Consider the following 26323-nt stretch of genomic DNA (forward strand, 5'->3'; position numbering starts at 1 on the left):
CTTTCCTTCAAAGTTCAGGCAAGAAGTTCGCCGCTCTGGCGGTCGAACACGAGAAGATGGTCGGGGTCGATTGCGGCGTGGATGGACGCGCCAGGGCTGAGCCGCACAAAACCGGGAATGCTGGCGACAAGCGTCCCGCCCTGCCAGTCGACAGTGACATGCGTCGTGGGACCCACTGGCTGCACAAGCCGCACGGTTGCAGGCATACCGGCGCCGCCCAACTTGACATGCTCTGGCCTGATGCCGACGTCCACTTGCCGGCCGGGAGCAACGGTGCCGCTCTGAGCGGTGAATGGAAACTCAACCGAGGCGATCCTGCAAGCGACGCCGCCAGCGCCGGAGACGATTTCGCCGGGTGCCAGTTCCATGCGGGGGCTGCCGATGAACGTCGCGACGAAGCGCGTGGCGGGTCGGCTGTAGATCTCTTCCGGCGTTCCGAGCTGCTCGACCCGTCCCTGGTTCATCACCGCGATGCGGTCGGAAATCGACATCGCTTCTTCCTGATCGTGGGTGACGAAGATCGAGGTGACGCCGAGACGCTGGTGGAGCTCCTTGACCTCGGCGCGCATCTTCATCCTCAGGCTGGCGTCGAGGTTGGAGAAAGGCTCGTCGAACAGAAAGATCTTCGGCTCACGCACCAGGGCACGGCCGATCGCGACGCGTTGCTGCTGACCCCCCGAAAGCTGCGACGGCAAGCGGTCGAGCATGCTGGAAAGTTCCAGCGAGCTTGCGACCTTCTCGACGCGCTCGCGGATGCTGTCGGCATCCATGCCGCGCATCTTCAGCGTGAAGCCGATGTTGCGCGCGACATTCATATGCGGATAGAGCGCGTAGTTCTGGAAAACCATGGCGACGTCGCGCTGTACCGGCGACAGGTCGTTGACCCGCCGTCCCGACATCAGGATGTCGCCGGAAGTGACGTCTTCCAGTCCAGCCACCATATTAAGCGTTGTCGTCTTGCCGCAGCCCGAGGCGCCGAGCAGCGTGATGAACTCGCCTTCCGCGATCGCCAGGTTGACATCCCGGCACGCGGTATAGCTGCCGAAGACCTTTGAAATGCTTTTGAGTTCGATGGCGGTCACGTGCGGGATCAACCCTTCATCATGCCATCCGCGAAGCCGCGGATGATCTGGTTGCGGAACAGAATGGCAAGGACAATGACGGGCACGACACAGATGACGGCGGCGGCCATCATCTGCCCGAACACGGTCTGATATTGTCCTGCAAACTGGGCAATCACCAACGGCACCGTTTGTGCGTGCTGGCGCGTCAGGATCAGGGCGAAGAAGAACTCGTTCCAGGCTTCAACGAAAGCGAAGACGGCGGCAGCACTCAGCGGCGGCAACGAGATCGGCAAGATGATGTACCAGAAGGTGGCGACGATTCCCGCCCCATCGACGGCGGCCGCCTTTTCGATACCCGCTGGAATGCCGGCAAAGAAGCCGCGCAGGATCCAGATGACGATCGGGAGATTGAACGACAGATACACCACGCCCAATGACAACACATTGTCGATCAGGCCGAGCTTGCTGATGGCTATGAACAGCGGGATGGCGATGGCGATGCCGGGCAGCATTTGGGTGGCGAGGATCAGGAAGGCGATGCCGTTGGCGCGCGGCACGGGAAGCCTGGCCAGCGCGTAGGCGGCCGGTGCGCCCAGCGACAGGGCGACTGCCGTGGAGAACGTCGACACGATCAAAGAGTTGAGAATGCCGCGGCCAAGGGCTGCCGCCGCGCCGATGACCGTCGCGAAATTGGCAAGCGTGAAATTTTGTGGCGAGAGGTCGGGCGGCTGCTGGATCAACGCGTCCTGCCGCAGCAGGCTCGATATGAGTAGCCAAATGACAGGGCCAGCCGACCAGAAGACGAATACGGCGAGGCCGGCGAAGATACAAGCGCGCCGGAACGGGCCGCCATGCCGCAAGCGGTCAAAGCTCATCGCGTGTCTCCCGCCTTGCGCGGCCACAATATCCACACGTAGAGGGCCGCAAGAATGAACGTCAGTGCGAAGATGACGTTGGCGATCGCCGAGCCATAGCCGAGGTCGAGGAAGTTGAAGGTCACTCGGTATGCGAGGAAGTTGAGCAGCGCGGTGGCGTCGGCCGGCCCGCCGCGAGTCAGCACAAAGACCAGATCGAAGACGCGCAGGGACCAGATGGTCTGCAGCACGATCGCGATGGCCAAGACGCCACGCATCGTTGGCAGCGTTACATGCACGAAGCTCTGCAGCGGCCCCGCGCCGTCCATGTAGGCGGCGCGGTACAGCGATTGCGGCACACGTTGTAGTCCCGCCAGCATGAGCAGGGCAACGAACGGCACCGACTTCCAGACGTCGACGATCAGCAGGAAGTTGAGCGCGTAGAACGGCGTGCCAAGCCAGACCTGGTAGCTGTCGATGATGCCGAGCGATTTCAGTATGCCGTTCAAGACGCCGTAATTGGCGTTGAGGATCCATTTCCACAGGACGGCGTTTGCGACCGGGGCGATCGCCCACGGAATGATCAGCAGGATGCGGAACAATCCCGAGCGGCCCATCGGGTGGTTCAGGAGCAGGGCGACGGCGAGGCTGACCAGGGTGACCAGCACGACCTCCATCGCAGAGAAGTAGGCGGTGTTGAGGGCCGCCTTCCAGAACACGGCGTCCATCAACAGGCGTTGGAAATTGCCTGCTCCAACCCAGCTCTGCTGGATCGCTCCTCCCGTCATCTGCACGCGCTGCAGTGAAAGCAGGATGGAATCGATGATCGGGTAGCCCAGGATCGCCGCGAGCACGATCAGGGCCGGAGCGACGAAGACCATTCCTGTCCTTCGCCGGCGTTGCTCGAATGTGGTTGTCATTGCCCTGCCCGTGGCGCCTGTTCGACTGGCCAGTGATCAGCCGCGACGCTTTACGATTGCCGTCACCGCGTCATGCGCGTCGGCGATGGCCTGGGCCGCAGTCTTCTGGCCCTGAAGCGCCTTTTGCACCTCGGTGCCGACGGCCACTGTCACCTGGTTGTAGTCGGCTGTGACGAAACTGTCGTAGGGGTGCTTTGCCTGCTCTAGAACGACCGCCGCGTTTGGCGCCTTGGCCTGCACTTCCTTGTCGGCCAGGACCGAAAGCCGGATCGGCAGCCAGCCTGAGTCGAGCACCTGACGCTTCTGCACCTCGGGGTCGAGATAAAACTCTATGAGCTGCTGGGCCTTCTCCGGATTCTTGCTTGTCTTGGTGATGGTCCAGGCGTCGGTGCCGTCGATGGATGCACTGCCCGCCGGGCCCGCCGGCAGCACCGCGCTGGCCAACTTGCCAACCACCTTCGACTGGTTGGGATCGTTGCCAGCATTCCACATGAACGGCCAGTTCATCATCATCGAGGCACGACCCGCCAGCAGCACGTTGGTGGCGTCATTGATACTGGCATAGGAGATGGATCCGGGGTCCGTTGACGGCATCAGGTCGACCATGGTCTGCAAGGCTTCGACGCCGGCGTCGCCCTTGAAGATTGGCAAGCCGTCCGCGCCGTACATTTTGCCTCCGGCCTGCTGTAGGAAAACCATCCAGTAGCTGGCAGTGCCGCCGATGCCGGCGGGATCGCCGTAGTTCATGACCAGGCCATGACGCCCGTCGCGGGTGAGCTCTTTGGAATAGGACTTGAACTCGTCCCAGTTCTTTGGCGCTTGCTTGAATCCCGCCTGATCCAGGTGCTCCTTGTTGTAGAACAGGGTCAGCAGCGACAGGGTGAAAACGGTGCCGTACCGTTTGCCGTCCACAGTGACGGTCGAGAAGCTCGATGGCGGCAGGTCATCGACCAGCTGCTTTGGCAAAGTGTCGGCATAAGGCGTCAGGTAAGATTGAAATTCCGGGACCCAGCCGCAATTGTAGACGACATCCCAGGGTGAGGAGCCCGACGCGAAAGCTGTTGCCATGCGGTCATGGAGTTGCGGCCATGCCAGCATTTCGTAGTCGACCGTCACTCCATTAGCAGCCTGCCACTTCGCGAAAGCGTCCTTCGAGAAATTCGCGGCACCGGGCGGTGCCGGGTCCGGTGGCAGCGGCGAAAAGACGTTCAGGGCGGCAGATTGCGCATGGGCTGGCCTGGTCAGGAAACCAGGCATTGTCGCTGCGAGACCCGCTGCTGCTCCTGTGCGCATGAAATTTCGGCGCGTAAAGTTGTCGAACATATCGTGGTTTCCCTTGTTCTCATTTGCTCTACACCTCGGCGAAAGGGAAATTGACGCAGGATCGGCAAGCTGTCAATAATTATTCCGTCATTTTGACTTACTAATGAAAATCATCGGTCAGAAAGGGTTTCATGCTGCTCAGCGCCACCAACATCGTAAAGGCCAAGGTCATCAATCTGTGGGTCGTCTTTGACACCATTCGCACGAGCAGCGGCATTTCGCGTTCGGGCATCGCTGATGCCACCGGCCTGTCGAAGCAGGCCAGCTCAGATCTTGTCGACGAGCTGATTTCGATGAAGTTCGTTCAGGAGACGAAATCCACTCAACGCCGCGTTGGCAAGCCTCCAACGCCGCTTGGCATCAATCCTGACGGTGCCTTTTCGCTGGGCTTCCATGTTGATGTCGGACAGATGTCATCGATCGCCGTGAATCTGGCAGGCGACGTCTTGCACCGCGAAGATCGGCCACTCGATGACCTTGAACCCCAGCGCGCAGTGATCGAACTCGACCTCGCGGCCAAGCGCCTAATGGCAGCGACGAAAATCCCGCACGAACGCTTCCTCGGCATCGGCCTGGCGACGCCCGGACCGTTCGCGGTTGCCGGACTGAGCCCGCCGCGGCTTCCTGGGTGGGACGGCCTTGCCTTGCGCGGACTGCTGCGCGAGGCCACGGGATTTCCCGTGTCGCTGGCCAATGACGGGCAATGCGCCATCATCGCCGAGTGGCGGTTTGGGGAGATTGCGAGGCATATGACGAACTTCGTCTATATCTATTTTGGCATGGGATTGGGCAGCGGGGTGATGATCCATAGTGCGGCATTTGGTGGAGCAAGCGGCAACGCCGGAGAGTTGGGACATCTGACCGTCGTGCCAGGAGGGCACCAATGTATCTGTGGTAAGCGCGGTTGCCTTGAGACCTATGTTTCGGTGGACTCCGCGATGAAACATTTGTCGGCCAAAGGCGCCCATGCGGCAACGATGTCAGACTTTTCTACCCGCTTTGATGCCAGCCACCCTGAAATCCAAAGCTGGATCCAGGAAGGAGTGGAGCCTCTACGCAACGCGATCAACGCTGTCGAGAATCTGTTCGATCCACAAACGATAATGATTGGTGGCAATGCGCCGGACTGGCTGATCAATGCGTTCATGGCGCGCGCCGAGCCGCTGCTGCCATCAGTTGGACGAATTGAAAGAACTTTGCCTCGAATGATGCGGAGTGGCCTTGGCCCCGATGCGGTGGTGCGCGGCGCGGCCGTATTGCCACTTTTAACGACGCTCAATCCGCATTATCGAGAACTCAGTCCATATACCTGACCGGGTATTGTCATGTGCACGGCTGGCAGCGCGCGGGCAAGCCCTGGAGACCCGCTGGACTGACTGTTTCCTGCGGTTTGACGGCACTCGGTTCGTGTTACAAGATGGTGGGCGCCCTCCCCTTCCCGAGATCAGCTTGCAACCGCCACCACGGGTCTGTTACCAATACCGTCGTCGGCTTGCTGTGAACGCTTCCCTGGCGGTTTCGGGCGCTCTCCCGCACGTCCCACCACGATGGCGCGCGAATGCGATCTCTGGCGATCGGCATTCAGTCAGGTAGCGGCTGACCCCGCACGCAAGCGCGCCTGCCGGAGGCGCGCTTGCCTCCGCTGTAGGCAAATACCCTTCAGGCCGCTTCCAGAGACGAATTGGGGTGGCTCGAGCCTTGGACGTTTGCAGCTCGTCTATATGGACGGGCGGCCATTACTTTGATGCGTACACCAACCCCAGCCGGCGAAGCGAGTCCGCCGGCTCTTGAACGGGATGGAACGCCCCCTCCCCCCAAGCCGCTCCGCTGATGGAGCGGTTTTTACTGCCGTAAAAACTGCTCTTTGTGTTAGAAAAAACATGCGTTTAGCCGGAGAATTCCAGTCTCGAACGACAACCTGCTACTATCCGACGAACACAGATCGGCCGCAAGAAAGCCCGCTGGCGCTGTTAACCTTCTGTTAACCTAAAACTTCTTGCCGGGCCTTCCGAATCGGAGCTTAATGGCGCTTGTTGAATAATTTCATCGCAAAAAGCGCCAATTCAGGTTTTCGACGAGAATGAATATCGCCATGCGGCTACCGAGCTTCGAGTTCGATGAGAAGATCCTCGAGCAGGGTGCTGAGATATCACGGCGCCTCAATCAGCTTCGGATGGAGAAGTTCCCCCCCAATGCGGCGAAGACGCTGCGTTCGTTTTCGATGGCAGAAGTAGCTCACTATCTTGGTGTCTCGCAAAACAATCTGAAGCGCCTTCATCTGGAGGGCAAGGGGCCCCTGCCCGAGCAGATCCCATCGGGACGCCGGTCCTACACTGCCCAGCAGATGCTGGAGCTGCGCCATTTCCTGGACCAGCATGGCAGGACCGAGGTCAAGAAGTATGTCCCGCACCGCAAGTCCGGCGACAAGCTCCAGGTCGTTGCCGTCGTCAACTTCAAGGGGGGCAGTGGCAAGACAACGACTGCCGCCCACCTCGCCCAGCATCTGGCCTTGACCGGCCACCGTGTTCTTGCAATCGATCTCGATCCTCAAGCCTCGCTGTCGGCCCTGCATGGGTTCCAGCCGGAACTTGATAACAACCTCTCGCTCTATGAGGCGATCCGTTACGATGACGAGCGCCGCTCGATTGCGGATGTAATCATTCCGACGAATTTTCCCGGTCTCGATATCGTCCCCGCCAATCTCGAGCTGCAGGAATACGAATACGACACGCCGCTCGCCATGCAGGACAAGACGTCCAGTGCCGGGCGCCAGTTCTTCACGCGCATGGCGAAGGCGTTGACGGAGGTCGACGATCGCTATGACGTTGTCGTGGTCGATTGCCCGCCTCAGCTTGGCTATCTGACGTTGACGGCCATGTCGGCGGCGACGTCGGTTCTCATTACAGTTCATCCGCAGATGCTCGACCTGATGTCGATGAGCCAGTTCCTGCTCATGCTCGGCGGCATATTGAAAACCATCAAGGCCGCCGGTGCGGCAATCGAGCTCGATTGGTTTCGATATCTGATTACACGCTACGAGCCGACGGATATCCCGCAGGCGCAGATGGTAGGCTTCATGCAGTCCATGCTTGCCGGCCAGATCCTGGAGAACCCGATGTTGAAGTCGACGGCGATTTCGGACGCGGGTCTCACCAAGCAGACGCTCTACGAGGTGGAGAAGTCGGCCTTTACCCGTTCCACCTACGACCGTGCACTGGAATCCCTCGATGCGGTCAATGCTGAAATCGCGACGCTGATCCATCGTGCGTGGGGGCGGTCATGACGGCAAAGTTTACGGCAGTAAAAAGTGGAGATTTTGCCTGTGAAATCAGATCGCTAACCGCGATTGGAGTCGGTTGAATGGCGCGCAGGGACATTTTCGGCAGTGTGTTGGGCCCTTCGGCGGCAGTGGCTGATGCGAAGGACGTGTCCGGGTATGCCGTTCGCGGGGCGTCGCGCTCCATAATGCAATCTTTCGAGGAGCTCTCCAAGAGCTCGGTCGTGGATCTCGATCCGGCATTTGTGGACACCTCTTTCGTTTCGGATCGCCTGGACGAAGACGATGAGGCGTATCAGGAGTTGCTCGCGGCCATTCGGGAAAGAGGACAGGATTCTCCGATTCTGGTCAGGCCTCATCCCGAGCTCTCCGGTCGCTTTCAAACCGTCTTCGGGCACCGGCGCGTGAAGGTTGCCCGCCAGTTGGGGCGGCCGGTTCGCGCGGTCGTCAAGAAGATGGGCGATGAGGATCATGTCATTGCCCAGGGCCAAGAGAATGCCGCAAGGGCCAATTTGTCCTTCATCGAAAGGACGCTGTTTGCCGACCGCATTCTCAAGCGGGGCCACACGCCCGACACGGTGAAGTCTGCCTTGGCGCTCGATGACACGACCTTCTCGAAGATGCGTTCTGTCACCAGCAACATTCCGGAGCCAGTCATTGTGGCCGTTGGCGCTGCCAAGGCTGTTGGTCGCGACAGATGGTGGCAGCTCGCCAAGCTCATGGAGCATCCAGGTAGCGCGGCCAGGGCGGCCGACTATGTGGCAAGTGCACAGTTCGCGCAGTCAGGCAGCGACGCACGGTTTGCACGTCTTTTCGACTTCATGAGCGCGCCGGCAAAACGCACGCCGGCAGCATCGAAGACACAGGAAAAGGCCTGGGCACCGCACGACAGATCCGTGCGAGCCAAGATCACCGACACAGGAAAAGTGTTCACGCTTGCCCTGAAGGCCAAGGAAGCCTCGCCGTTCGGAGCGTTCATAACCGATAAGCTCGACGAGCTTTTCGAGGCCTTTCGGCAATCGGAAACAGCCAAGAAAACGGGAGACTGAACCGCAAAAGAAAAAGGCCCCCGAACGTCGCCGTCGCGGAAGCCCTTCTCGTCTGTAGCAAGCTGAGAATCGCACTTCCCCGAATCACTGTCAAGAGTCATGGCGCCCTTTCGGCGAGCAGATTTCTTTTGCCTGATTGAAAGGTGAGGGAAATGGAGAGTGGGTTTGCGACGACGCCCTTTGGGCGGCGGCCGATGACGCTTGCCTTGGTGAAAGCCAACACGGCGTCAAGGCAGATACCGGAGGGTTCTGTCGTTGAGAAGTGGCAGGTCTATCGGTGGCTGTGCGAGGGCAAGTCGATTGTTGGCGTGGGCGATCGTGCCCTGGCGGTGCTCAGCGGGCTTTTGACGTTTTATCCAGATGACCAGATCAGCGAGGAAAACGGGTTGATGGTCTTCCCGTCGAACGCACAGCTATCCCTGCGGGCGCACGGCATGGCCGATTCCACACTGCGCAGGAACCTGGCGGAACTGGTGAGTTGCGGTATCATCATCCGCAGGGACAGCCCTAACGGCAAAAGATTTGCCCGCAAAGGGCAGGGCGGAGCCGTGGTGGAGGCCTTCGGCTTCTCCCTAGCCCCGTTGCTCACCAGGGCTGCGGAGTTTCAGCAGGCGGCAGACCAGGTTCGAGCCGACGGCCGGGCGCTCAGACTGATGCGGGAGCGCATCACGCTGCACCGCCGCGACATTCACAAGTTGATCGAGGCCGCTGTCGAGGAGGATGTGCCCGGGGATTGGGGTACGCTCTGGAAGCGCTTCCGCGCCATTGTGGACGCGATTCCTCGCCGGGCTGCCCTCTCGGAGCTGCAGGGGATCGTCTCAGATCTGGTAGAGCTGCACGAGGCGGTCGACAAGATGCTGGAAAGCTTCACGAATGCCAATAATCCTAGCGGCAATGAGTCCCACAATGAGCGGCAGCAATCTGATTCAAACACAGACTCCACTTTTGTATTTGAACCGGCTTTCGAGAAAAGCAGGGCCGAGGCCGAGCCAGCATCTACCCCGGCCGCGCAGCCGAAAGGCTATCCGATTGGACTGGTGTTGCGGGCCTGCCCTGACATTGCGGACTACGCCGTCAGTGGGATAGGCACCTGGCGCGAGTTGATGATCACCGCAGCCCAGGTGCGCGGCTATCTGGGTGTTTCGCCCTCGGCCTATGAGGAGGCCTGCCATGTGATGGGCCAGGAAGTTGCCGCCATGGTGATCGCCTGCATTTTGCAAAGGGCGCAGCATATCAACTCGGCCGGCGGCTATCTGCGCGTGCTGACCGAGAAGGCGAGGGTGGGTGAGTTTTCTGTTGGACCTATGCTCATGGCGGCGCTGAAGGCCAATGGCGCCATCACGAGAATGACCGGATGAGCGTCGGGAGGGCAAGATCGCGGGGTAGCGGCGTAAAGATATGACCGGTGCTGTCGGTGCCTGACGCGTTTCCCACCTGTCGAGGCGTTTGCGGCGCGATCACTGAACGGGTTGGCTTGAAACCGGTCGAGAAATGCCATATCTTTCGCACACGAAATATGACTCCTGATATGGTAGGATGAACACCGTGGGACAGGCACTCAAGATGCCCGAGCAGAATGGGCCTCTCATCTTGTCGTACATGGACCGGAATGGGAAGATTGCGATCGAACAGGTCGCGGACGGCTTTGGCATGTCCAAAGGCCAGTTGGCCCAGACGGCCGGTCTAGCACGCGAGACCCTTTATCGGTCAGAGCGTAGCGCTACGGTAAAGACACAGGGGCGTCTGCGGGAGTTGCTTGAGATTATCAGCCGTGTGACGGATTGGGCGGGCGGCAAGGAGCAGGCGATGGCTTGGTATCGGGCTCAGCCGCTTCCGGCATTTGGGGGCCGCACCGCTGAGGCCCTGGTGAAGGATGGCAAGGCAGCAGCTGTGCGGGATTATCTCGATCACATGGCCGTTGGCGGGTTTGCGTGAGGGTTGGCAAAACCTGCTACCGCGCACACGATCCACGTTGGGCATTCAAACCGACTTCCGGCGAAGGAGCCGCGATCCGAGGCGCCCGCTTCAACCCCAAAGGCGTGCCGGCACTCTATTTGGCACTGTCCATCATGACAGCGATCAAGGAAGCCAACCAAGGCTTCGCACAGCGCATCGATCCGTGCGTGCTTTGTTCCTATGAGATCGATTGTGACGACATCGCAGACCTGACGACGCAAGAGGGGAGGGAGGCATTTTCCGTGACGCTCGAAGAGATGGCCTGTGCCTGGGCGACTGCGCTCAGCAACGGAGAACGTCCAGCGTCCTGGTCCATCTACGACCGGCTGCGGCCTCGAAATATTGCCGGCATCGTGGTCCCAAGTTTCGCGCCAAGCGCCGAGATGGAGGATCGCAACCTCGTCCTCTGGGACTGGGGTCCGGATTTGCCGCACAAGGTAACTGTATTTGACCCGAGCGGCCGGTTGCCGAAGGACCAGCTATCCTGGCGATAACGCACTCTCGGCATCCGAAGGGCAGGGGAGGGGGCTTTCACCTCACAAGCCTGATGCTTTGGTGAGATTGACACGGAAGCGATCGCGTCTGCGTTGATAGCGGCGAGTCATTTCGGCCGACGTATGGCCAAGCTGCTTTTGAACGTAACGCTCGTCGACCTCGGCCGATGAGGCAAGACCGGCGCGCAGGGAATGGCCGGCAAACAGCCTTTCCCGTTCGCCTTCCGACAGGTCACCACGAACCCCGGCTGCGAGCGCGGTGCGTTTGACCAGCCGCGCCACTTCCTGGTCGTTGAGCCGCTCGGACCCGACGGCCTTTCCTTGCCCTGTCACGCGTCGAAACAATGGCCCATGTGCGATGCGCGCGAGTTTCAGCCAAATCTGGAGTGCTACGACCGGGCAGGTCGCGCCCGACGAGCCGCGGCCGATCTCGGCCTCCCGCCAGCCGGTTTTGCCGCGCAGCGTCACCAGCAACCCCTTTTCCAGGATCTCGATCCAGCCCGAAGAATCCTCGGTCTGGTCACGGCCGCAGTCGAGACCGACGATTTCGGAGCGACGCAGGCCGCCGGCGAAACCCAGGAGCAGCATGGCTCGGTCACGCAGACCGCGCAGCGTGCCGCGGTCCAGCGTTTCCAGCATGGCAATCAGGTCTTCAGGCAGAACGGCTTCCTTTTGACGGGGAGGGGAGGCGTGGCTGTTGCGAATGCCGGCCAGCACGGTGGCGATATGCCGGTCCTTTCTGTCCAGCGTCTGGCCGCGCTGAGAAAAATTCCAGGTCAGGGAAGAGAGACGTCGCTCGATTGTGGAGACGGCGTTCGGCTTCTTGTCACCCGTTACCTTACCGGACGCGCAGGCCGTGATGTAAAGGCCGACGACCTGCGGGTTGGGCGGCAACACATCAAGATGCTGTCGGCGTGCCCACCCGCAAAAATGCTTCCAATCGGCGGCGTAGGCGCGGCGAGTGTTGGTTGAATTGGCGGCTTCGACATAGTCGCGGGCGCGATCGGCGAGTTTTTCTAGATGCGCGGGAAGGGGAGGGGCGTTTTGCGACTCGTCGGAAGTCTGCCCCATTTCCATGACGATGCCGACGATGTCGGGCAAATCGTCGGCCGACGCCGTGCTGTGGGACGGCGCTGAGCTCGCCTTAGCGCCATTTTCACGTTTCCGGTCGACGATAGAGGCCATTTTCCATGTATGACAAACAACGAGTGATAATGCAACATTATCATTCGTTCTGCTGACCCGACAGGCTGTGCGTTTGGGTGCGAAAATCATGGTGCAAAGCGCACGAGCGCTTTACCCTCCAAATCATGATTCGCCTCGATCCCGCGACCGCCAGCCCAGCCCCGCCGCCGACCGTGCCCACCTGGGCGCTCGCCACCGGCGCCGCCAGCGACGCCGACGCCGCTTTCCAGGCCGGCGCCGCCTTGGCCGCGCTCGACACCCTTGCCCGGGCGCAAGCCAGCTGGGCCGGGGCCTGGCGGCAGCGGCTGGCGCTTCGTTGTACTGCTGCCAGCATGCGGCTCGCCGGCCGTACAGAGGACGAGGCCGCCTTGCGCGACGCCTGGTACCTGCGCCCGGCCGGCGCCGATCCTGGTCCTGCCGGCGCCATCTATGGCGCCTGGCGGCAGTTGGCCGGGCAGCCGCCCGCCGCTACGCCCGACCGGCTCGAGAAGATACTCGACCAGCTTGGCCTCCATTGGGACGGCGACGCGCTCCCCGACCTTTGCACGCAGATCGAAAAACTCGCGGTACCCCAGCGGTCGGCGCCGTTCGCCGCCGCGGCGATCGCCGCTCACGTCGTCGCCATTCGACCCGACTGCGAGCTTTTTGCCTGGTGGCTCGCCGACCTGGTGCTGGCAAAAAGCCTGCGTTGGCCGCTGCCGCTGCCGCTGCTGATGGCTCAGGCCTTCGGTCCGGCTTCTCGCGATGGGGCCGGCGGCAAGCGCATCCGACCCGCGGACGAGAGTTTTGAGCGGGCGGTGTGCCTGGCGCTGGCGCAGGCGGCGGCGGACGCCTGCCGGCTGGCCGCCGAGCTGGCGCGGCGCGCGGAGCGGCTCATTGCCGTCGCACCGAAGCTCAGGGCAAAGGGGGCAGGCGATGTGATCCAAAGACTGCTCGACGACGACGCCGTCTCCGGCTCGCTGACCACCAAAAACCTGTCGCGTTTTGCGGTGCGGCGCCTGTTCGAGCGGCTGCAAAAACTCGATGCCGTGCGCGAGCTGTCCGGCCGCACCACTTTTCGGCTGTTTGGGTTGTAGCGATGAGCGAAGCGTCCGTCCGCCGCAAGCCGAACGAACAGCCTGTGTTGCTCGACACGGAATTGGACCACCTGCCGCCGGAGCTGCGCTGGCGCGAATGGATGGGCCGCGTCGAAGCGGTGATCTTTGCCGCCAGCGAACCGGTAACACGTAATGTCCTCGCGCGGGTGGTGGGGAAGAACTGCAATCTCGAGCTGATCATCGACGACATCCGCGCCGAGCTCGCCGGGCGCCCCTACGAGCTGGTCGCCGTCGCCGGCGGCTGGCAGCACCGGACCAAGAAAATTTTTGGCGACGCCATCCGCGCCGCCTTCGGCACGGCAGCGGGCGAGGGGGCAAAAGAACTGTCGCAGGCGGAGGCGCTTATCTTGATGTGCATTGCCTATTTCCAGCCGATAACGCGCGCAGAGCTGTCGAGCTTCTTCGGCAAGGAGGTGTCGCGCGATCTGATCGGCGTGCTGCGCGCGCAGGATCTCATTGCCTCGGGGCCGCGCTCGCCGCAGCCGGGCGCGCCCTACACCTATGTGACGACCAAAAATTTTCTGTCGCAGTTCGGGCTCGACACGTTGCGGCAGCTGCCGGATTTCGAGGCGCTTGAGGACGCCGGGTTGCTGTCGAAGGAGAAGCTCCTCGCCGGAAACATCATCCCAGGATTTGCAGATGTCGAAGAAGATGGCGCCAACGGCTTCCTCGACGAATAAATGATCCCGTCACGGCGGGACAACCCAGGTGATCTCGCCGCTTGTCAGATAGACGATTGCGCCACGCACGGCACCGGTCGCAGACAGGTAGTCACGCAGCTGCCGCACATGTGCTTCGCGCACAGCAGGTGCGGGATGGACGTCGGATTTCCAATCGATGGCAGCGTCGACACGGTCTTCGATGATCGCCAAAGCGTCGGCCCGCCCGGCAATAAGGCTCGCCTCGTCGCGCCCCCAGATTGCGATTTCGGGCACAAGGTGAGGCCGCAGTTCGGCAATCTGCGGCAAAGCGAGCCCGCGGAGCGCCGCTGCTCCCATCTCATAAGGATCGGGCTGAGGTTCATCGTCATTTACGTCGGTCACCAATTGATTGAGCAGTTCGCGAGCGCGGTCAAGGCTTGCACCGAGTTCTCCCGCGAGCTCACCGGTAAGAAGCTCTTCCATCAGCTTGTGAAGGATGACGCCGCGGCGGGCGCCGGCACCGACCACCTCGAAATGCTCAATGTGGCTCTCCGAAGTTACGACGCCCTCGAGAGGGTCGCCGAGTCGATCGGCATCATGTTCGCTGGGCCGGCGCCACACTATCGGCGGCGCGCTTTCCTCGACGCACCGTTGCTCGGCGGCAAAAATATCAGAAGACTGCTCGTTGGTCAGAGACGCCGGTGCCGGCATTTCGCGCCGCGCAAAGGACGTAAGGTCCAGCTCAGGAATGTCCAGCTGACGCAGGTCTATCGAGCTGAACCAGGAATCTTTGGACGCCTGGGGGATGTGGGGAAGGATCAGGAGATCCCGTGCTCGCGTGCAAGCCACGTACCAGATACGCTCACGTTGATTGGCATCCTCCAGGCTTTCCGCGGCGCGCGCTGCAGCCAGCTCCGGCGGCGCGACGCCCCCCAGCATCCAGTGCAACGTGTTGTCGGACTGCCGATGCACGAACTGATCCGGCCGGTAGAGTTCGGTCGTCGAATTGACCGGAATGACAATTGGCCACTCCAATCCCTTAGCGCTATGAATGGTGACGATCTCGACGGCATCCTTGGCAGCATCGATGCGTCCTTCCTGCGCCCGGGCCTTGCGCTCCCAATCTTCCTGCAGATCGCGAATGAAAGCGCGCAGGCCAGCGATCGAGTAGCCGCGCGCCCTCTCGATCAATGCGTCGAGGTTGACGAGCGCGCGGGCATTCCTGTTGCGATGTCGCGCTGCCATGATCACGCGAACATTCAGGCGTTCGATGGCCTCCGCCAAAATCAGGCTTGGGGTCACGATTGAGGCGCGCCGACGAAGCCGCTGCAACTCAACGAGAATATCTCTGGCGACAGCATGCTGCACGAGCTCGGGATCCGTCCGCACAGTGAAAAAGCGTTGGCCGTCGGCTTGCTCGACAAGGGCTGAGGTGATGTCCAGCAGTTCCTGTTCGCTCAGGCCCACCAGCGGCCCTCGCATCAGCGCGCCAAAGGCCAGCGTGTCGGAGGAATCCGCCAGGACCCGTAGCAACGCCAGAATGTCCTGCGTTTCCTGCCGCCGCATCAGAGTCTGGCCGGCTTGCGAGGATACCGCGAGGCCGCGCTGCTCAAGCGCGCGCTCGTAACGCCACAGCTCCGTGTGTCCCGGAGAGAGCAGCGCGATGTCGCCGGCCTGCAGCGGAGTGGATGTCTTGTCCGCACGTTTTATCGACACATTGCCGATCAAGGCAGCGCAAATGTCGGCAACGCGCTCGGCTTCGGTCTCGCGAAACATTTCCGCGTAGATGCGACCCTCGGTAGCCACCTCGACGGTGAAGCGGGCGACGCAGGGAAGCGGGTGCGACGCTTCGAAGAGGGTCGGTGCGAGCGCGACATATCGGGGCTGCGAGGGCTTGGCGAAGACCGGCTCGAAGCAGGCGTTGACATGCTCGATGATCGGTTTCAGCGATCGGAAATTAGCGGTGATCTCAAGCACCGCACCCTGATCCTGGCCGTCGATCAGCTGGCGGCAGAGTTCGTAGGCTTCGATGTCGGCGCCGCGAAAGCGATAGATCGCCTGTTTCGGATCGCCGACGAGGAAGAGCGCTCCGGACCGTAGCTCCGACTTCTCCCATTGTCCTGGCCGCGCTTGGGTCGCGGCGATCGAGAACAGGATCTCGTTCTGGATGCCGTCGGTGTCCTGGAACTCATCGACCAGGATGTAGCGATAGCGCTGGCCGATGGCCTGGCGCACCTCGTCATGGTCGCGGACCAGCGAGCGGACGTGAATCAACAGATCGTCGAAATCCAGGACGGCGGCAGCGCGCTTGCGCGCCTGATAGCTTTCCAGCAACTGGTCGAGGGAGGTCGACAGCGAGCACACCAACGTGCTGGCGATATGACCGACGAGCTCGCTCCAGGCGGTGACGACGGTTTCATAAAGCTCCCGGCCATCATTTGAACCGACATCATTGCGGTGAGCGCCGAAGCCCCGCGCAGCCTCATCGTAGGTTTTTAGCTGCAGGCCTTTGCGCTCGAAGAGAAGGCCGGTTCCCGGATCGCAGAGGCGCCACAGGGCTCGGAAACTCTCTTTGCTTGCGAGGCAGTCATGATATCGCTGCGCAAGCCCGCGCAATTCGTGCGCGATGTCGGAAAGCCATTTGTCGGGTTCGGCGCTCGTCTGCCACCGGTCGAAATCGTCGACCGCCTGGACGAAATCAATGTCGGGCCGCGCGCCGGCGGACGGACGGATCGGTTGGGCGTCGGGATGCTTGCGCCGAAGGTTCGCGAGTTCACGGATGAGATCCACCACCTGAAGCGGAATCTCTTCAGCCAATACGACAATCGGGTCGCCTTCCGCGGCATCGGCCGCGAGCCGGTGCGAAAACCACGCCGACAGCTCCGCCATGAATAGATTGTCGGCGACGGTGGCATCGACCACACGGGCGCCGGGGTCGAGCCCGGCCTGGACGCCATGGCTGCGGATGACCGACTGGCAAAATCCGTGAATTGTCGTCGCCGTGAGCTCGTCGAGCCGGGGAAAGGCGACGACAAGCGCCTCGCGCTGCTGCTCCGAAAGGCCCTGCGGAAGAACCGCCTCAATGAACGCGGGAACATCGCCCGCCAGCAGCTTATCGACCGTTTCCCTGATCCGGCGCGCGAGCTGGCTCGCGGCGAGCTCGGTAAAGGTGATGGCAGCGATCTCGCCAGGGTGGCGGCCGGCCGCCAGCATCATCGCCACACGACCGGCCATCAGCGAGGTCTTGCCCGTTCCCGCGGCCGCTTCGACCAACAGGATCGAGGAAAAATCGGTCATGGCCTGGCGCCGGGCCTCCTGATCGGCGAGCGTCATGTCGAGGCACTCCAGAGCTTGTTGAGCGGCTGGTTGGCTGCCCGGAACTCTGAAGCCTTGCGGCGCAGATAAGTCTCGCGATCGGCAGGAAGCGCGAGGCGCATATCGTCGTAATCGGCGTCCTGCTCCCAACGCGGCGCGATCCGGCCGCTGCGCAGGATGGTCATGGCCGCCGACAGAAAACCCGCCGCCTCGCCGACCACCGCATCGAGCTCGTCGCCCTTGAGCTCGAAGATTGCCGGATCGTCGGCGAGATAGACCAGGCGCGCCACCACGGTCCTGACTTCAGGCAGCAGCGCGCGGGCCGCGATCGCATAAAGAACGCGCTGCAGCTCTCGCCCCTGGCCCAACGCAATGCGTTGATGTCTCGGAGGCGGCTTCGCGCTCTTGTAGTCGGTGATCCGAGCGCCATCGCCGGTGGCGCGAATATCGAGCCGATCCATGCGGCCGCCGAACACCAGGCCAGTCTGCTCGATCGGGACCGTGATCGTCGTGTCCCACGGCGCGCCTTCCCCGGCGCCGCCGCCTTGCCCGAACGGCACCTCCGTCCAACTGCGCGTATCGGATCTGACCTGATCATCGGCGGCGAGGCCTCTGGCAGTGCGACGCGCGGCCTCGCTCACCGTATGCCGCCACAGGATGGGTGGCGGAACGGAACGCTGTAGTGGCCATGCGTGCAGGATCGCCGTCGACGCTTCGGCGATCGCGGCTTCGATCTCATCGGCGCTGGCGCGCGCAAATCCCGGCGTCGGCTCGAGCGCTATGATTGCGCCGCTGATCAGCTCATGAACCAGTTCGCCAAAGGAGGCCGCACCGAGCTGCAGCGGGTCGGATAGGAACCGGACAGAGCGCCAGCCCAGAGCGTAACGCCAGACGAACCCGAGCGGATCTCGCAACAGCCTCTGGAGCGATGTCGTCGACTGAACCCGCGTCAAGGCCCTCTCAATCGCCGGATGATTGGCTCCTGAAAGGCCGTCATGCAGCGTCAATATCGAAGGCCGTTGCCAGTTGCGCCAGCAAAGCTGGCTTTGGCGAACATGGGCGAGTTGGCCGGCCTCGCGGGGTCTCGCCAAAAGCCGGTCCGCTTCGCTGAAAGCATGTTCCGGAATGCGATCGCGCTTGTACACGATCTCTGCCGAAGGCCAGAGCGAGCTGGGTGACAGAACGCCGCCCTTGGGGTTGCGCAGCGAGCGGGACAAGACGAGTTGTTCATGGGTGTGCGCCTGGATGACCTCGAAATGGCGCCGGTCGCGCTCGGCGACCCCCACGGGATGAAGCCTGCGGCGGTCGACCAAATGGTGCGGCAGCAGCGGGTCGTCGTTTTCCGAACGCGGCCAGGATCGGCTGGTGAGGCCGAGCAGCCGCGTGTACGGGCGCGGACATGCGGCCAGTTGCGATGCGGGGCACCAGACGACGCTGTTGGCCGGATCACGCTGGTCGGCGACGCGCAGCGCTTGCAACGAGAGCGCGATGGCTTGTGCCGGGGCGCTTCGCAGAGCCTCCTCCCACATCGCCAGGCTGGCGCCGCTTAGCAACCGCGCTCCGGCCTCTGCCGCTATGTCGGCGCTGCGCGCGAGGAGTTCGAGAACGGGAAGCAGGATTTGCTCGGCCAATTCGCCGTCGTCTCGCCGCGGCCTCGCCGCGGCCAGAACTTCTCGCCACTGATCGAGGCTGCGCAAGCCGGCGCTTCGCGGGATTGCGGCGAACCAGTCCGGCGGCAGCCGGCTGGCGAACGGGTGCGCGGGGAGGCGCCGGATCAAGCGCCAGACCCGTTCCTGGTTGAGCCCGTTTGCGAGAATGTCGGCCAGGGCGGCACAGGCCTGGCCCTCCGGCGTGCTCAAAGCGGGCACCCCATGAGAGAAATGCAACGGCAATCCGGCACTTCTCGCATAGGCCAGAAAGTGAACGTCCCAGTCCTGTGTCGAAGTCGCGGCGATCGCGATGTCTCGCGCTTGCACCTTTCCGGTCGCCAGCAACTGCCGAGTCCAGCGCAGCGCCTCGATAACCTCCGACTTCGGGTCCGCGCTCGCCTCGGCGGATTTACGGACCGGAGTAGTCGCAGCCCTTCTTTGGATCGACCCTCTAAACCATGCGTGCTCGGCAGGCGCCGGCAGTTCCCAAGTGATGTCGGTGACGCGAGCGAGGTCATTGAGAAGAGACATCCAAAGCGGATCGACGTCCACCACTCCCGAAAGCGTGACCGGACCCAGCAGGCTACGCGCACGATCGATCCGCCTGGCGGCTGCATCACGAAGATCGCGCGGCAGCATATGCGCGGGTGGGATGTGATCGCGAACGTAGGTCTCGACGCGATGAAGATCGTCAAACCTCGGCACCTCGCCTGCCAATGACGACAGATCGAGATCCGCCCGCCAGGCGCAATCGAGCGCGTGCAGGACCGCACGCGGCATCCCCGGCAACGCCGCCACCATTCCGATATCGCCAAAGCTTTCGGAAGCCAGCGCGGCCTGGATTGCCGGATAGAGAACATCGGTGCCGGCAGGTGTGGCAAAACCACCAACCAGCCGCGCCGCAAGCAGAGGCAGAGTTACGATCTCGCGACCGATCGCTCCGTCCCGCGCCGCAGCGGCGCGGGCGCTGCGAAGCGCCAACATACCATCGACGACATAAGTGGAGCGACTCGGCATCGTGTTTTCGTGTTGTTGTTCCAACAGGGCACTGTGATCGCCCAAGATCACCGGCTATTGAAGCTTAGGCAAAGAAAAACTTCGGGCATTGGGGACGGAAATGCGGCTGAGCAAGCTGAGCATCAGGAATTTTAGGAACTTCCATTCGATCGACGTCGCGCTGGCCGGCAATGTCGTACTGCTCGGCGAGAACCGTGTTGGCAAGAGCAATCTGCTCTTCGCCATTCAGCTCATCCTCGATCCGACCCTGCCCGATTCGGCACGGCAACTGAAGCTCACCGATTTCTGGGATGGCGGGCCGGCCGACTATACCGCGCCCATCGAGGTGCATCTGGAAATCTCCGATTTCGCCACGGACATGGCGCTGACCGCGCTGTTGACCGATTTCCGGGCGCCCCATGATCCGACGATCGCACAGCTTAGTTATGTCTTTCGCAAGAGGTCGGACGTTACGGGCCCGCCGCAATCCAGCGCCGACTGCGAGTTCCTGGTCTTCGGTGGTGGCGATGAAACGCGATCGCTGCCGAGCAAAGTGCGCCGCCGCATTACGATCGATCTGCTCGACGCCTTGCGCGACGCCGAAGGCCAGCTCGGTAGCTGGCGAGCCTCTCCGCTGCGCCATCTCCTCGAAGAGGCCGTCTCGGGCATTAGCCGCCCCGAACTCGACGCCGTGGCGGCCGAGCTCGACAAAGCGAGCAAGGCGCTTGAAACCTTTCCGACCATCAAGACGCTTGAAGATGAACTGCGCGCCGGTATCGCCTACCTGTCCGGAAAGGCGCATGACATCGACGCCCGTTTGAGATTCGCGCCCGCCGACCCGCTTCGCCTTTTCCGGGCTATCGCGATGTACATCGACGGCGGCAAGCGCGGCATCGCGGAGGCCAGCCTCGGATCGGCGAACGTTGCTCTGCTGGCACTGAAGCTTGCGGAATTCGCGTGGCGCCGGAAGAAGAACGAACGCAATTTCTCGCTGCTGTGCATCGAGGAGCCGGAAGCCCATCTTCACCCGCACCTGCAGCGATCGGTTTTTTCCAAGCTGCTTGGTAATGCCGAGGCCGCTCAGGCCATGATAGTCACTAGCCACTCGCCCACCCTGGCTGCGGTCGCCCCGTTGCGGTCACTCGTCCAGCTGAAGAGGAGAGGGGGCGCGACGCAGGCATTCTCATTGGCGCATCTTCCGGTGACACCCGACGAGCTTGACGATCTCGAGAACTATCTCGACGCGACACGCGCCGAGTTGCTGTTCGCGCGTGGCGCCATCTTAGTCGAGGGCGATGCGGAAGAGGCGCTCATGCCCGTCTTCGCGTCGTCCCTCGGCCATTCGCTTGACGATCTCGGTATCACCGTCTGCAACGTCGCCGGCACGAACTTCCGCCCCTATGTCAAGCTCGCCGAGGCGCTGGCGCTGCCCTATTGCGTCATCACTGACTGGGATCCTCTGGACGGCACCAAACCGCCTCTCGGCAAGAAACGCACTATGGATCTCTGGGCAGACATGCTCACCATCCGCGGCAAGCCCCCACTGACGCCGGCGCAACTGGCGGAGTGGGAGGGAAAGGACTATGCGGCATTCAGTGCCGGTGCGATGACGACCAGCGTCTTTCTCAACGATCGGACCTTCGAAGTCTCCGTCGCCAACACGCCCGCCCTGTTGGGCCCGCTCCTCGACATCCTCAGCGACCAGGATTTCGGGTCCGTGCGGACCAAGCGAATTGCCGACTGGCGTGCAGGCACGCCAGTCGGTGCCGAGCAGCTGCTCGCGATGGTTGGAAGCGTCGGCAAGGGACGACTCGGTGCCCGGCTGGCGAAAAAAGCCGCTGGTCTCCCACCGCCCCCCTACATCGCCGCCGCGCTCGCCGCGCTCGTCACGCTGGTCTCCAATGCTTAGCGACCGGGCCCTTGTTCAGGCGTTGGCTGACCTAAAGGGCAACCCGGAGCAGGCGGCCGCGGTCGTGGAGAAGCGTCATTGCGTAGTGCTGGCCGGTCCGGGGAGCGGGAAGACCAAGACGCTGACGACGGCGATGGCGCGCGGGCTGATCCAAGATATTCCCGAACCGCGTGGTGTTGCCTGTATTACCTACAACAACGACTGCGCGATCGAACTGGAAACGCGGCTCGCCCGCCTCGGGATCACGCCGGGCGACCGCGCTTTCATCGGCACCGTGCACAGTTTCGCGCTGAGCCAGGTTATCAGCCCCTACGCGCGTTGCGTACCCATTGGGCTTCCGGCAGACTTCAAGGTCGCAAGCAAGTCGCAGATGAAAGCGACGGTCGAAACGGCCTACAGGAACTCGATCGGCGGGTACGGCAACCCGGACGACCGATGGAAGTTCGCTTCGGAAAAGCGCCTTCGCGATGTCGACCGCACGCGGCCTGAATGGCGAGGACACAATCCGGAGCTGGCCGATTTCATCGAAGCGTACGAGGCGGAACTGCACCGGCAAGGCTTGATCGACTTCGACGACATGCCCCTGATCGCCTATCGCATGATCAAGGAAAATGGCTGGATTCGCGACGCGCTTCGCGCTCGCTTTCCTATATTGTTTGTGGACGAATACCAGGACCTGGGCCACGCGCTGCATGAACTCGTCCTGGTGCTCTGCTTCGAAGGCGGAATTCGGCTCTTCGCGGTCGGCGACACCGACCAATCGATCTACGCCTTCGCCGGCGCCAATCCCGAATTGCTCGAAAGCCTGACGCGCCGGCCCGATGTGCGTACGATCAGGCTTCGCTTCAACTATCGATCCGGTGCAAAGATCATCCGCGCGTCGCTCGGCGCGCTTGGCGAGGAGCGCGACTATCATGGCATCGACGGCGCGCCCGACGGCGATCTGAACTTCTGGCCGGTTCCCTACGGACACGACAATCAGGCTGAAGCGGTCGCCAACACGATCATTCCCAAGCTTGTGGAGCAAGGGTTCGAGCTCGGAACAATCGCGGTTCTTTATCGGGCCGCCTGGCTCGGGGACAAGGTGGCGGCCGCCTTGAAAGAGGCGGGGATCCCTTTTGTCCGGACCGACATGAATGCGCTGGTCAAGCGAAGTTCCCGGCTGGCGCGCTTCATCGAGGAGTGCGCTCGCTGGATCACCGGCGGCTGGCGCGATGCCGAACCGCCATACGCGCGGTTGCTGTCGCAAGCGCTGACGCTGGTCTATGGGCGCCACGCCAGCGAACGCGAGGAGCAGGAGTTGTCCGTGCAACTCATGGAGTTTCTCAACGCCTCGCTCGCAAGCGTCGAGACGACCCACGTCTGGCTCCAGCGCTTTTCTCGTGAACTTGTTACGCCGTGGCGCAACATTGCGCGCAACTCCGAACAGGAATGGGACGTCTGTGGGGAAATGATCGCCAACACCGATCCGGCCCGAGACCTCGATCTTCCCCTCGCGCACTTCGCCGGGCGGGTCGAGGGATCAGGTCGCGTCAACCTGAGCACCCTGCATAGCGCCAAAGGCAGGGAGTTCGATGCGGTCATCGTGTATGGAGTAAACGCTTCCGACATTCCGAGCCCGCGCGACGAGCAGACTCCCGCGAGCCTTCGTGAGGCCAGGCGCTTGTTTTACGTCGGAGTGACGCGCCCGAAAAAACACCTCAGCCTGGTCTATCAGGAACACCACCACTCACCATGGGTCTTCGAGCTTTACCAGCGAAGTCAGCAGGATTGAATCCCGAGTAAATCGGCGTAGTCAACCAGCTCCTCATCCGAGCTGTGCCCCTATCCTGGCGGCCGATCTTCAGCCTGACGTTCAACATGCTCGACCTTGTCTAAATCACTCGGGTATATGTCTGTCCGTCGATAACCCGTTGCACTTGCTCACGGTTCCGTGCGCCTATCCGTTCGGCGATGGTCTCAGCTGTATGGACCTTCGCAAGCTCCCGAATAGCCCGGACCTGCTCAACAGAGAGGCGGTCGTCTCGGCCGCAAATCTGGGCGACGGCCCAGGCGTCGTCCTTCCATTTTTCCGAGACCCAAGGGGCAGGAAGTCCCTTGCGGGGATGGTCACGTAACCAGTTTTCGAGAATACTGTCGCGCTCATCGGGCAGCGGCACGACTCGATCACCCAGCATGCCATTTTCACGAAGATATCGCAGACCCGACTTGCCTCCCGGGATCATATTGAGGCGCCGTTGGTCGTGCCAATGTCCATCCACCAGCCATTCTTCCGTGGCATAGAGCCGTTCGATATCATCGGTGATCGCCATGACCTTGTGGTGGATGTAGGTCACACGGCCAGCGTCTGTCTCTTCGCGAAGCTTTCGGTGAAACAGCAAGGGGCTACCGGTCTCCATCGCTCGTCGATGTTCCGCCCAGCGCTTCTGCCAGCTACGGGTCGTGACGCCGACATAGAAGAACCCATCGTCGGGATAAGACGATCCTGAACCGAAGATGTGCTGATAGAGAACGAAGCTCTTTCTTGGAAACGATTCCGGAGCCAGAAGGAGATGCGCTGGCCCCGAGAAGACCTGACTTGGATTCTTCACGCCGGGGATATGGGCGGAGAAATCCCGGCGCGCCGCAGCTGCCAGCAGTGCCTGATCCTCAACGACATCAAGACGAATTGTCGGGCTAAGGGCAAGTTCGTTCTCCGCAAGAGCGTGACCCGAAAGAAACTGATCGGAACCCACCATCCGGTGTCCGAGCCTGACCTTCATCGGGGGTGCGATGAATATCGGCATGTCGCCGAGCGCAACAAAGTGGACGACCGGAATGAGCTGACCCGGTTTCACCCGTATCACCCCGCCTTTGCGCTTGGCCATTCCCAGCCAGAGTGCGCCATACTCCGATCGACACCATTGGCGCAGCAAGGTCTCAACCTCGTGAAACCGGCGATGCATCGGTTTTGGCGCGAGATGCTCCCACCAGGCGCGATTGATCGAGACCACAAAACCTCCATTTCAATTGGTTTATGACGTCTGCTGAAACCGGACTTCTCCGATAAGGACCGCCATTCGCGCTAAGTTCATGACGATCACCATGACGACTGTTTCGACGGTCGGTCGCCGCACGCCGGCCCGCCATGGGCTTGCTCGACGCTCAGGTCAGAAGGACAGACGAGCGATGATCTTCGCTGGCCTCACTGCTCGGATCGAAGGTATTACGGCTTCTGGTACTTGGAAGGTCCTCAGGTTCTGAGCTTTGGATGTGGAGCCCGGTATCGCTGCCTCTGCGGAAGCAATGTCTTTTGCACTCACCTGCAGCGACTTGCAGGCTCCCTTCCCGTCCCAAAGATTCTTGGCAACCGCGCTTCCCACCGCCGCCGTGATGGCAGTGGGTGCGACATCGTTCGGCGCGACTTGGCGCGTCGCGATCAACGCCTTGATTGCCTCACCGAGGATCGCAGCGGAGTCGTCGAAGCCAACCCCGCGAACTTGATCGAACCTCTTCTCCGTGCTCCCGTCAACGATGCAGTGATGCGCAATGAAGATCCAGTCGTGGATCATGTAGGCTGGGGCGTAGCCCCAAGGCGACAGCCCTTTGAAGACCTGCGCGATCTTCGGGATTGAGCCGCCGTCCGTGTACATGAGGCCCGGCTTGATCGTGCTTCCTGGTGCTGCCGGATCTGCCCTGTGGAAGATCAAGGGATCCTGAGGGTCGGGCACGAACAGGAAACTCCCGTCACCGGAACTGTTGCCCTCACCGACCCACATCACGAACAAGCTGCCGGATATCTCACCGGTGGTAAGCTTCTGGTAGTCTATGGAGCTGCAGCCAGCTGCCGTTGCAACTGCGAGCGCGATCACGCTCGTAAAGAAGCGACCTGCAAATCGCCGAGACAGGCGGATCTGATCGCTGAACGCATTGTGCCGCATCGTTCCACCTCGGTCGAATAGGGTGCTGATGGTATGAGACGCTGCCAAAGGAACGGACGAAGTCAGAGAAAACCGACCCAGTGGCTCTCGGCGACAATCGAGATTGGCAACCCCTCGTCGCGCCAGGCGGTCGCTTTGAAAATCTTGTCGCCAAACGATGAGTGCTTCCAAGACTCCGTGGCGTAGGCACCGATCACGAGCACGTCGGTCTTTTGCGTCAAACTGCCGGCGCGGCCGCCACGATCCGCTATGGCCTGCTCGCAGTATTTTCGCTGGCCATAATTGAACGTCCCGGTGAAACAGTATGACCGACCTTCAAAGGTCAAATTCGGAGGCGGATTGCAAAGGGGCAGGGTGGTCGGCTTCAACACTTCCCCGAGTTCGAAATCTCGGTTCGAGAAGCTGTTCAACGTATCGAGAAGTTCGGTGTGTTCATCGGCATCGAGCACCCCGTCCGCAAGGATTTCATTGACCCGTCGGTACAAGGTCCGGACGATCGGCTGATCGCTAATCTCGACATTGGCGGCCAGCCACTTTTGAAGGAACTCGACTTCTGCCTTGTTGATACTTCCGTCTGCAGCGAGGCCGCGCGCTAACCCAATCAACTCATCGATCTGCCGCGAAGAAATACGATCGCCGCCGACGCGGTTGTAAAACTTGTCATCCATGGACCC

Annotated in this window: 20 protein-coding genes; 10 read left to right on the plus strand and 10 right to left on the minus strand. The window is 61.7% G+C overall.

Annotation, left to right across the window (positions count from 1 at the left end):
• Positions 1-14 precede the first annotated feature (14 nt).
• The 4 genes from LB569_RS10125 to LB569_RS10140 form a co-directional block, all read right to left on the minus strand.
• Positions 15-1082 carry an ABC transporter ATP-binding protein gene (locus LB569_RS10125; RefSeq protein ID WP_224692100.1) on the minus strand — a complete coding sequence of 356 codons (1068 nt, stop codon included), beginning with the start codon at positions 1080-1082 and terminating at the stop codon, positions 15-17.
• Positions 1083-1090: 8 nt separating this feature from the next.
• Complete coding sequence (locus tag LB569_RS10130; protein ID WP_224692101.1) at positions 1091-1939, minus strand: carbohydrate ABC transporter permease; 849 nt, start codon at positions 1937-1939, stop codon at positions 1091-1093.
• Positions 1936-2799, minus strand: a complete 864-nt coding sequence (locus tag LB569_RS10135; RefSeq protein WP_224692102.1) for a carbohydrate ABC transporter permease — start codon at positions 2797-2799, stop codon at positions 1936-1938. Before LB569_RS10135 ends, LB569_RS10130 begins: the two co-directional genes overlap by 4 nt.
• Before the next feature lie 75 nt (positions 2800-2874).
• Positions 2875-4161 (minus strand): ABC transporter substrate-binding protein, encoded by a 1287-nt coding sequence (locus LB569_RS10140; RefSeq protein WP_224692103.1) that lies wholly within the window; start codon positions 4159-4161, stop codon positions 2875-2877.
• 131 nt (positions 4162-4292) lie between these two features.
• Between LB569_RS10140 and LB569_RS10145 the strand changes: the two genes are divergently transcribed.
• The 6 genes from LB569_RS10145 to LB569_RS10170 all read left to right on the plus strand — a co-directional run bounded on the left by LB569_RS10145 (position 4293) and on the right by LB569_RS10170 (position 10937).
• On the plus strand, positions 4293-5474 hold the full coding sequence (locus LB569_RS10145) for an ROK family transcriptional regulator (RefSeq protein ID WP_224692104.1): 1182 nt from the start codon (positions 4293-4295) through the stop codon (positions 5472-5474).
• Between the two features lie 767 nt (positions 5475-6241).
• Complete coding sequence (gene repA, locus LB569_RS10150) at positions 6242-7444, plus strand: plasmid partitioning protein RepA (RefSeq protein WP_224692105.1); 1203 nt, start codon at positions 6242-6244, stop codon at positions 7442-7444.
• A 77-nt stretch (positions 7445-7521) separates the two neighbouring features.
• The gene (gene repB, locus LB569_RS10155; RefSeq protein WP_224692106.1) at positions 7522-8487 is read left to right on the plus strand and encodes a plasmid partitioning protein RepB; all 966 of its coding nucleotides are present in this window, start codon (positions 7522-7524) and stop codon (positions 8485-8487) included.
• Between the two features lie 152 nt (positions 8488-8639).
• Positions 8640-9845: a plasmid replication protein RepC gene (repC, locus tag LB569_RS10160; RefSeq protein WP_224692107.1), complete on the plus strand. Its 1206-nt coding sequence runs from the start codon at positions 8640-8642 to the stop codon at positions 9843-9845.
• 205 nt (positions 9846-10050) lie between these two features.
• Positions 10051-10422, plus strand: a complete 372-nt coding sequence (locus LB569_RS10165) for an MbcA/ParS/Xre antitoxin family protein (RefSeq protein ID WP_224692305.1) — start codon at positions 10051-10053, stop codon at positions 10420-10422.
• A complete protein-coding gene (locus LB569_RS10170; RefSeq protein ID WP_224692108.1) occupies positions 10419-10937 on the plus strand; it encodes an RES family NAD+ phosphorylase in 519 nt (172 codons plus the stop codon). The genes LB569_RS10165 and LB569_RS10170 overlap by 4 nt, the downstream gene beginning before the upstream one ends.
• Before the next feature lie 42 nt (positions 10938-10979).
• Here LB569_RS10170 and LB569_RS10175 read toward each other — a convergent pair whose 3' ends face one another.
• Entirely contained in the window at positions 10980-12122 is a 1143-nt protein-coding gene (locus LB569_RS10175; protein ID WP_224692109.1) for a site-specific integrase, read from the minus strand.
• Between the two features lie 125 nt (positions 12123-12247).
• On the opposite strand from LB569_RS10175, the gene LB569_RS10180 reads away from it, so the two are divergent.
• Together LB569_RS10180 and scpB are read left to right on the plus strand one after the other, a co-directional pair.
• The gene (locus LB569_RS10180) at positions 12248-13198 is read left to right on the plus strand and encodes a DUF1403 family protein (protein WP_224692110.1); all 951 of its coding nucleotides are present in this window, start codon (positions 12248-12250) and stop codon (positions 13196-13198) included.
• A gap of 2 nt (positions 13199-13200) precedes the next feature.
• On the plus strand, positions 13201-13899 hold the full coding sequence (gene scpB / locus LB569_RS10185) for an SMC-Scp complex subunit ScpB (RefSeq protein ID WP_224692111.1): 699 nt from the start codon (positions 13201-13203) through the stop codon (positions 13897-13899).
• 9 nt (positions 13900-13908) lie between these two features.
• Here scpB and LB569_RS10190 read toward each other — a convergent pair whose 3' ends face one another.
• A complete protein-coding gene (locus LB569_RS10190) occupies positions 13909-17193 on the minus strand; it encodes a UvrD-helicase domain-containing protein (protein WP_224692112.1) in 3285 nt (1094 codons plus the stop codon).
• On the minus strand, positions 17190-19886 hold the full coding sequence (locus tag LB569_RS10195) for a PD-(D/E)XK nuclease family protein (RefSeq protein WP_224692113.1): 2697 nt from the start codon (positions 19884-19886) through the stop codon (positions 17190-17192). Before LB569_RS10195 ends, LB569_RS10190 begins: the two co-directional genes overlap by 4 nt.
• A gap of 55 nt (positions 19887-19941) precedes the next feature.
• On the opposite strand from LB569_RS10195, the gene LB569_RS10200 reads away from it, so the two are divergent.
• Positions 19942-21729, plus strand: a complete 1788-nt coding sequence (locus LB569_RS10200) for an ATP-dependent nuclease (protein ID WP_224692114.1) — start codon at positions 19942-19944, stop codon at positions 21727-21729.
• Positions 21722-23503, plus strand: a complete 1782-nt coding sequence (locus LB569_RS10205) for an ATP-dependent helicase (RefSeq protein ID WP_224692115.1) — start codon at positions 21722-21724, stop codon at positions 23501-23503. Before LB569_RS10200 ends, LB569_RS10205 begins: the two co-directional genes overlap by 8 nt.
• Positions 23504-23603: 100 nt before the next feature.
• Here the strand turns inward: LB569_RS10205 and LB569_RS10210 are convergent, their stop codons facing one another.
• The 3 genes from LB569_RS10210 to LB569_RS10220 all read right to left on the minus strand — a co-directional run bounded on the left by LB569_RS10210 (position 23604) and on the right by LB569_RS10220 (position 26317).
• Entirely contained in the window at positions 23604-24722 is a 1119-nt protein-coding gene (locus tag LB569_RS10210) for a hypothetical protein (RefSeq protein WP_224692116.1), read from the minus strand.
• A 156-nt stretch (positions 24723-24878) separates the two neighbouring features.
• On the minus strand, positions 24879-25649 hold the full coding sequence (locus LB569_RS10215) for a hypothetical protein (RefSeq protein ID WP_224692117.1): 771 nt from the start codon (positions 25647-25649) through the stop codon (positions 24879-24881).
• A gap of 62 nt (positions 25650-25711) precedes the next feature.
• On the minus strand, positions 25712-26317 hold the full coding sequence (locus tag LB569_RS10220; RefSeq protein WP_095775707.1) for a BRCT domain-containing protein: 606 nt from the start codon (positions 26315-26317) through the stop codon (positions 25712-25714).
• Between the last annotated feature and the right edge of the window lie 6 nt (positions 26318-26323).

It is taken from the genome of Mesorhizobium sp. BH1-1-4 (genome assembly GCF_020165665.1).
Taxonomy (GTDB): Bacteria; Pseudomonadota; Alphaproteobacteria; order Rhizobiales; family Rhizobiaceae; genus Mesorhizobium.

What these genes read in the sequence shown, in the direction of transcription:
- LB569_RS10130 (WP_224692101.1), bottom strand. Translation starts at nt 1,939, where the DNA reads ATGAGCTTTGACCGCTTGCGGCATGGCGGCCCGTTCCGGCGCGCTTGT.
- LB569_RS10135 (WP_224692102.1), bottom strand. Translation starts at nt 2,799, where the DNA reads ATGGTCTTCGTCGCTCCGGCCCTGATCGTGCTCGCGGCGATCCTGGGC.
- LB569_RS10140 (WP_224692103.1), bottom strand. Translation starts at nt 4,161, where the DNA reads ATGTTCGACAACTTTACGCGCCGAAATTTCATGCGCACAGGAGCAGCA.
- LB569_RS10145 (WP_224692104.1), top strand. Translation starts at nt 4,293, where the DNA reads ATGCTGCTCAGCGCCACCAACATCGTAAAGGCCAAGGTCATCAATCTG.
- repA (WP_224692105.1), top strand. Translation starts at nt 6,242, where the DNA reads ATGAATATCGCCATGCGGCTACCGAGCTTCGAGTTCGATGAGAAGATC.
- repB (WP_224692106.1), top strand. Translation starts at nt 7,522, where the DNA reads ATGGCGCGCAGGGACATTTTCGGCAGTGTGTTGGGCCCTTCGGCGGCA.
- repC (WP_224692107.1), top strand. Translation starts at nt 8,640, where the DNA reads ATGGAGAGTGGGTTTGCGACGACGCCCTTTGGGCGGCGGCCGATGACG.
- LB569_RS10165 (WP_224692305.1), top strand. Translation starts at nt 10,051, where the DNA reads ATGCCCGAGCAGAATGGGCCTCTCATCTTGTCGTACATGGACCGGAAT.
- LB569_RS10175 (WP_224692109.1), bottom strand. Translation starts at nt 12,122, where the DNA reads ATGGCCTCTATCGTCGACCGGAAACGTGAAAATGGCGCTAAGGCGAGC.
- LB569_RS10180 (WP_224692110.1), top strand. Translation starts at nt 12,248, where the DNA reads ATGATTCGCCTCGATCCCGCGACCGCCAGCCCAGCCCCGCCGCCGACC.
- scpB (WP_224692111.1), top strand. Translation starts at nt 13,201, where the DNA reads ATGAGCGAAGCGTCCGTCCGCCGCAAGCCGAACGAACAGCCTGTGTTG.
- LB569_RS10190 (WP_224692112.1), bottom strand. Translation starts at nt 17,193, where the DNA reads ATGACGCTCGCCGATCAGGAGGCCCGGCGCCAGGCCATGACCGATTTT.
- LB569_RS10200 (WP_224692114.1), top strand. Translation starts at nt 19,942, where the DNA reads ATGCGGCTGAGCAAGCTGAGCATCAGGAATTTTAGGAACTTCCATTCG.
- LB569_RS10205 (WP_224692115.1), top strand. Translation starts at nt 21,722, where the DNA reads ATGCTTAGCGACCGGGCCCTTGTTCAGGCGTTGGCTGACCTAAAGGGC.
- LB569_RS10215 (WP_224692117.1), bottom strand. Translation starts at nt 25,649, where the DNA reads ATGCGGCACAATGCGTTCAGCGATCAGATCCGCCTGTCTCGGCGATTT.
- LB569_RS10220 (WP_095775707.1), bottom strand. Translation starts at nt 26,317, where the DNA reads ATGGATGACAAGTTTTACAACCGCGTCGGCGGCGATCGTATTTCTTCG.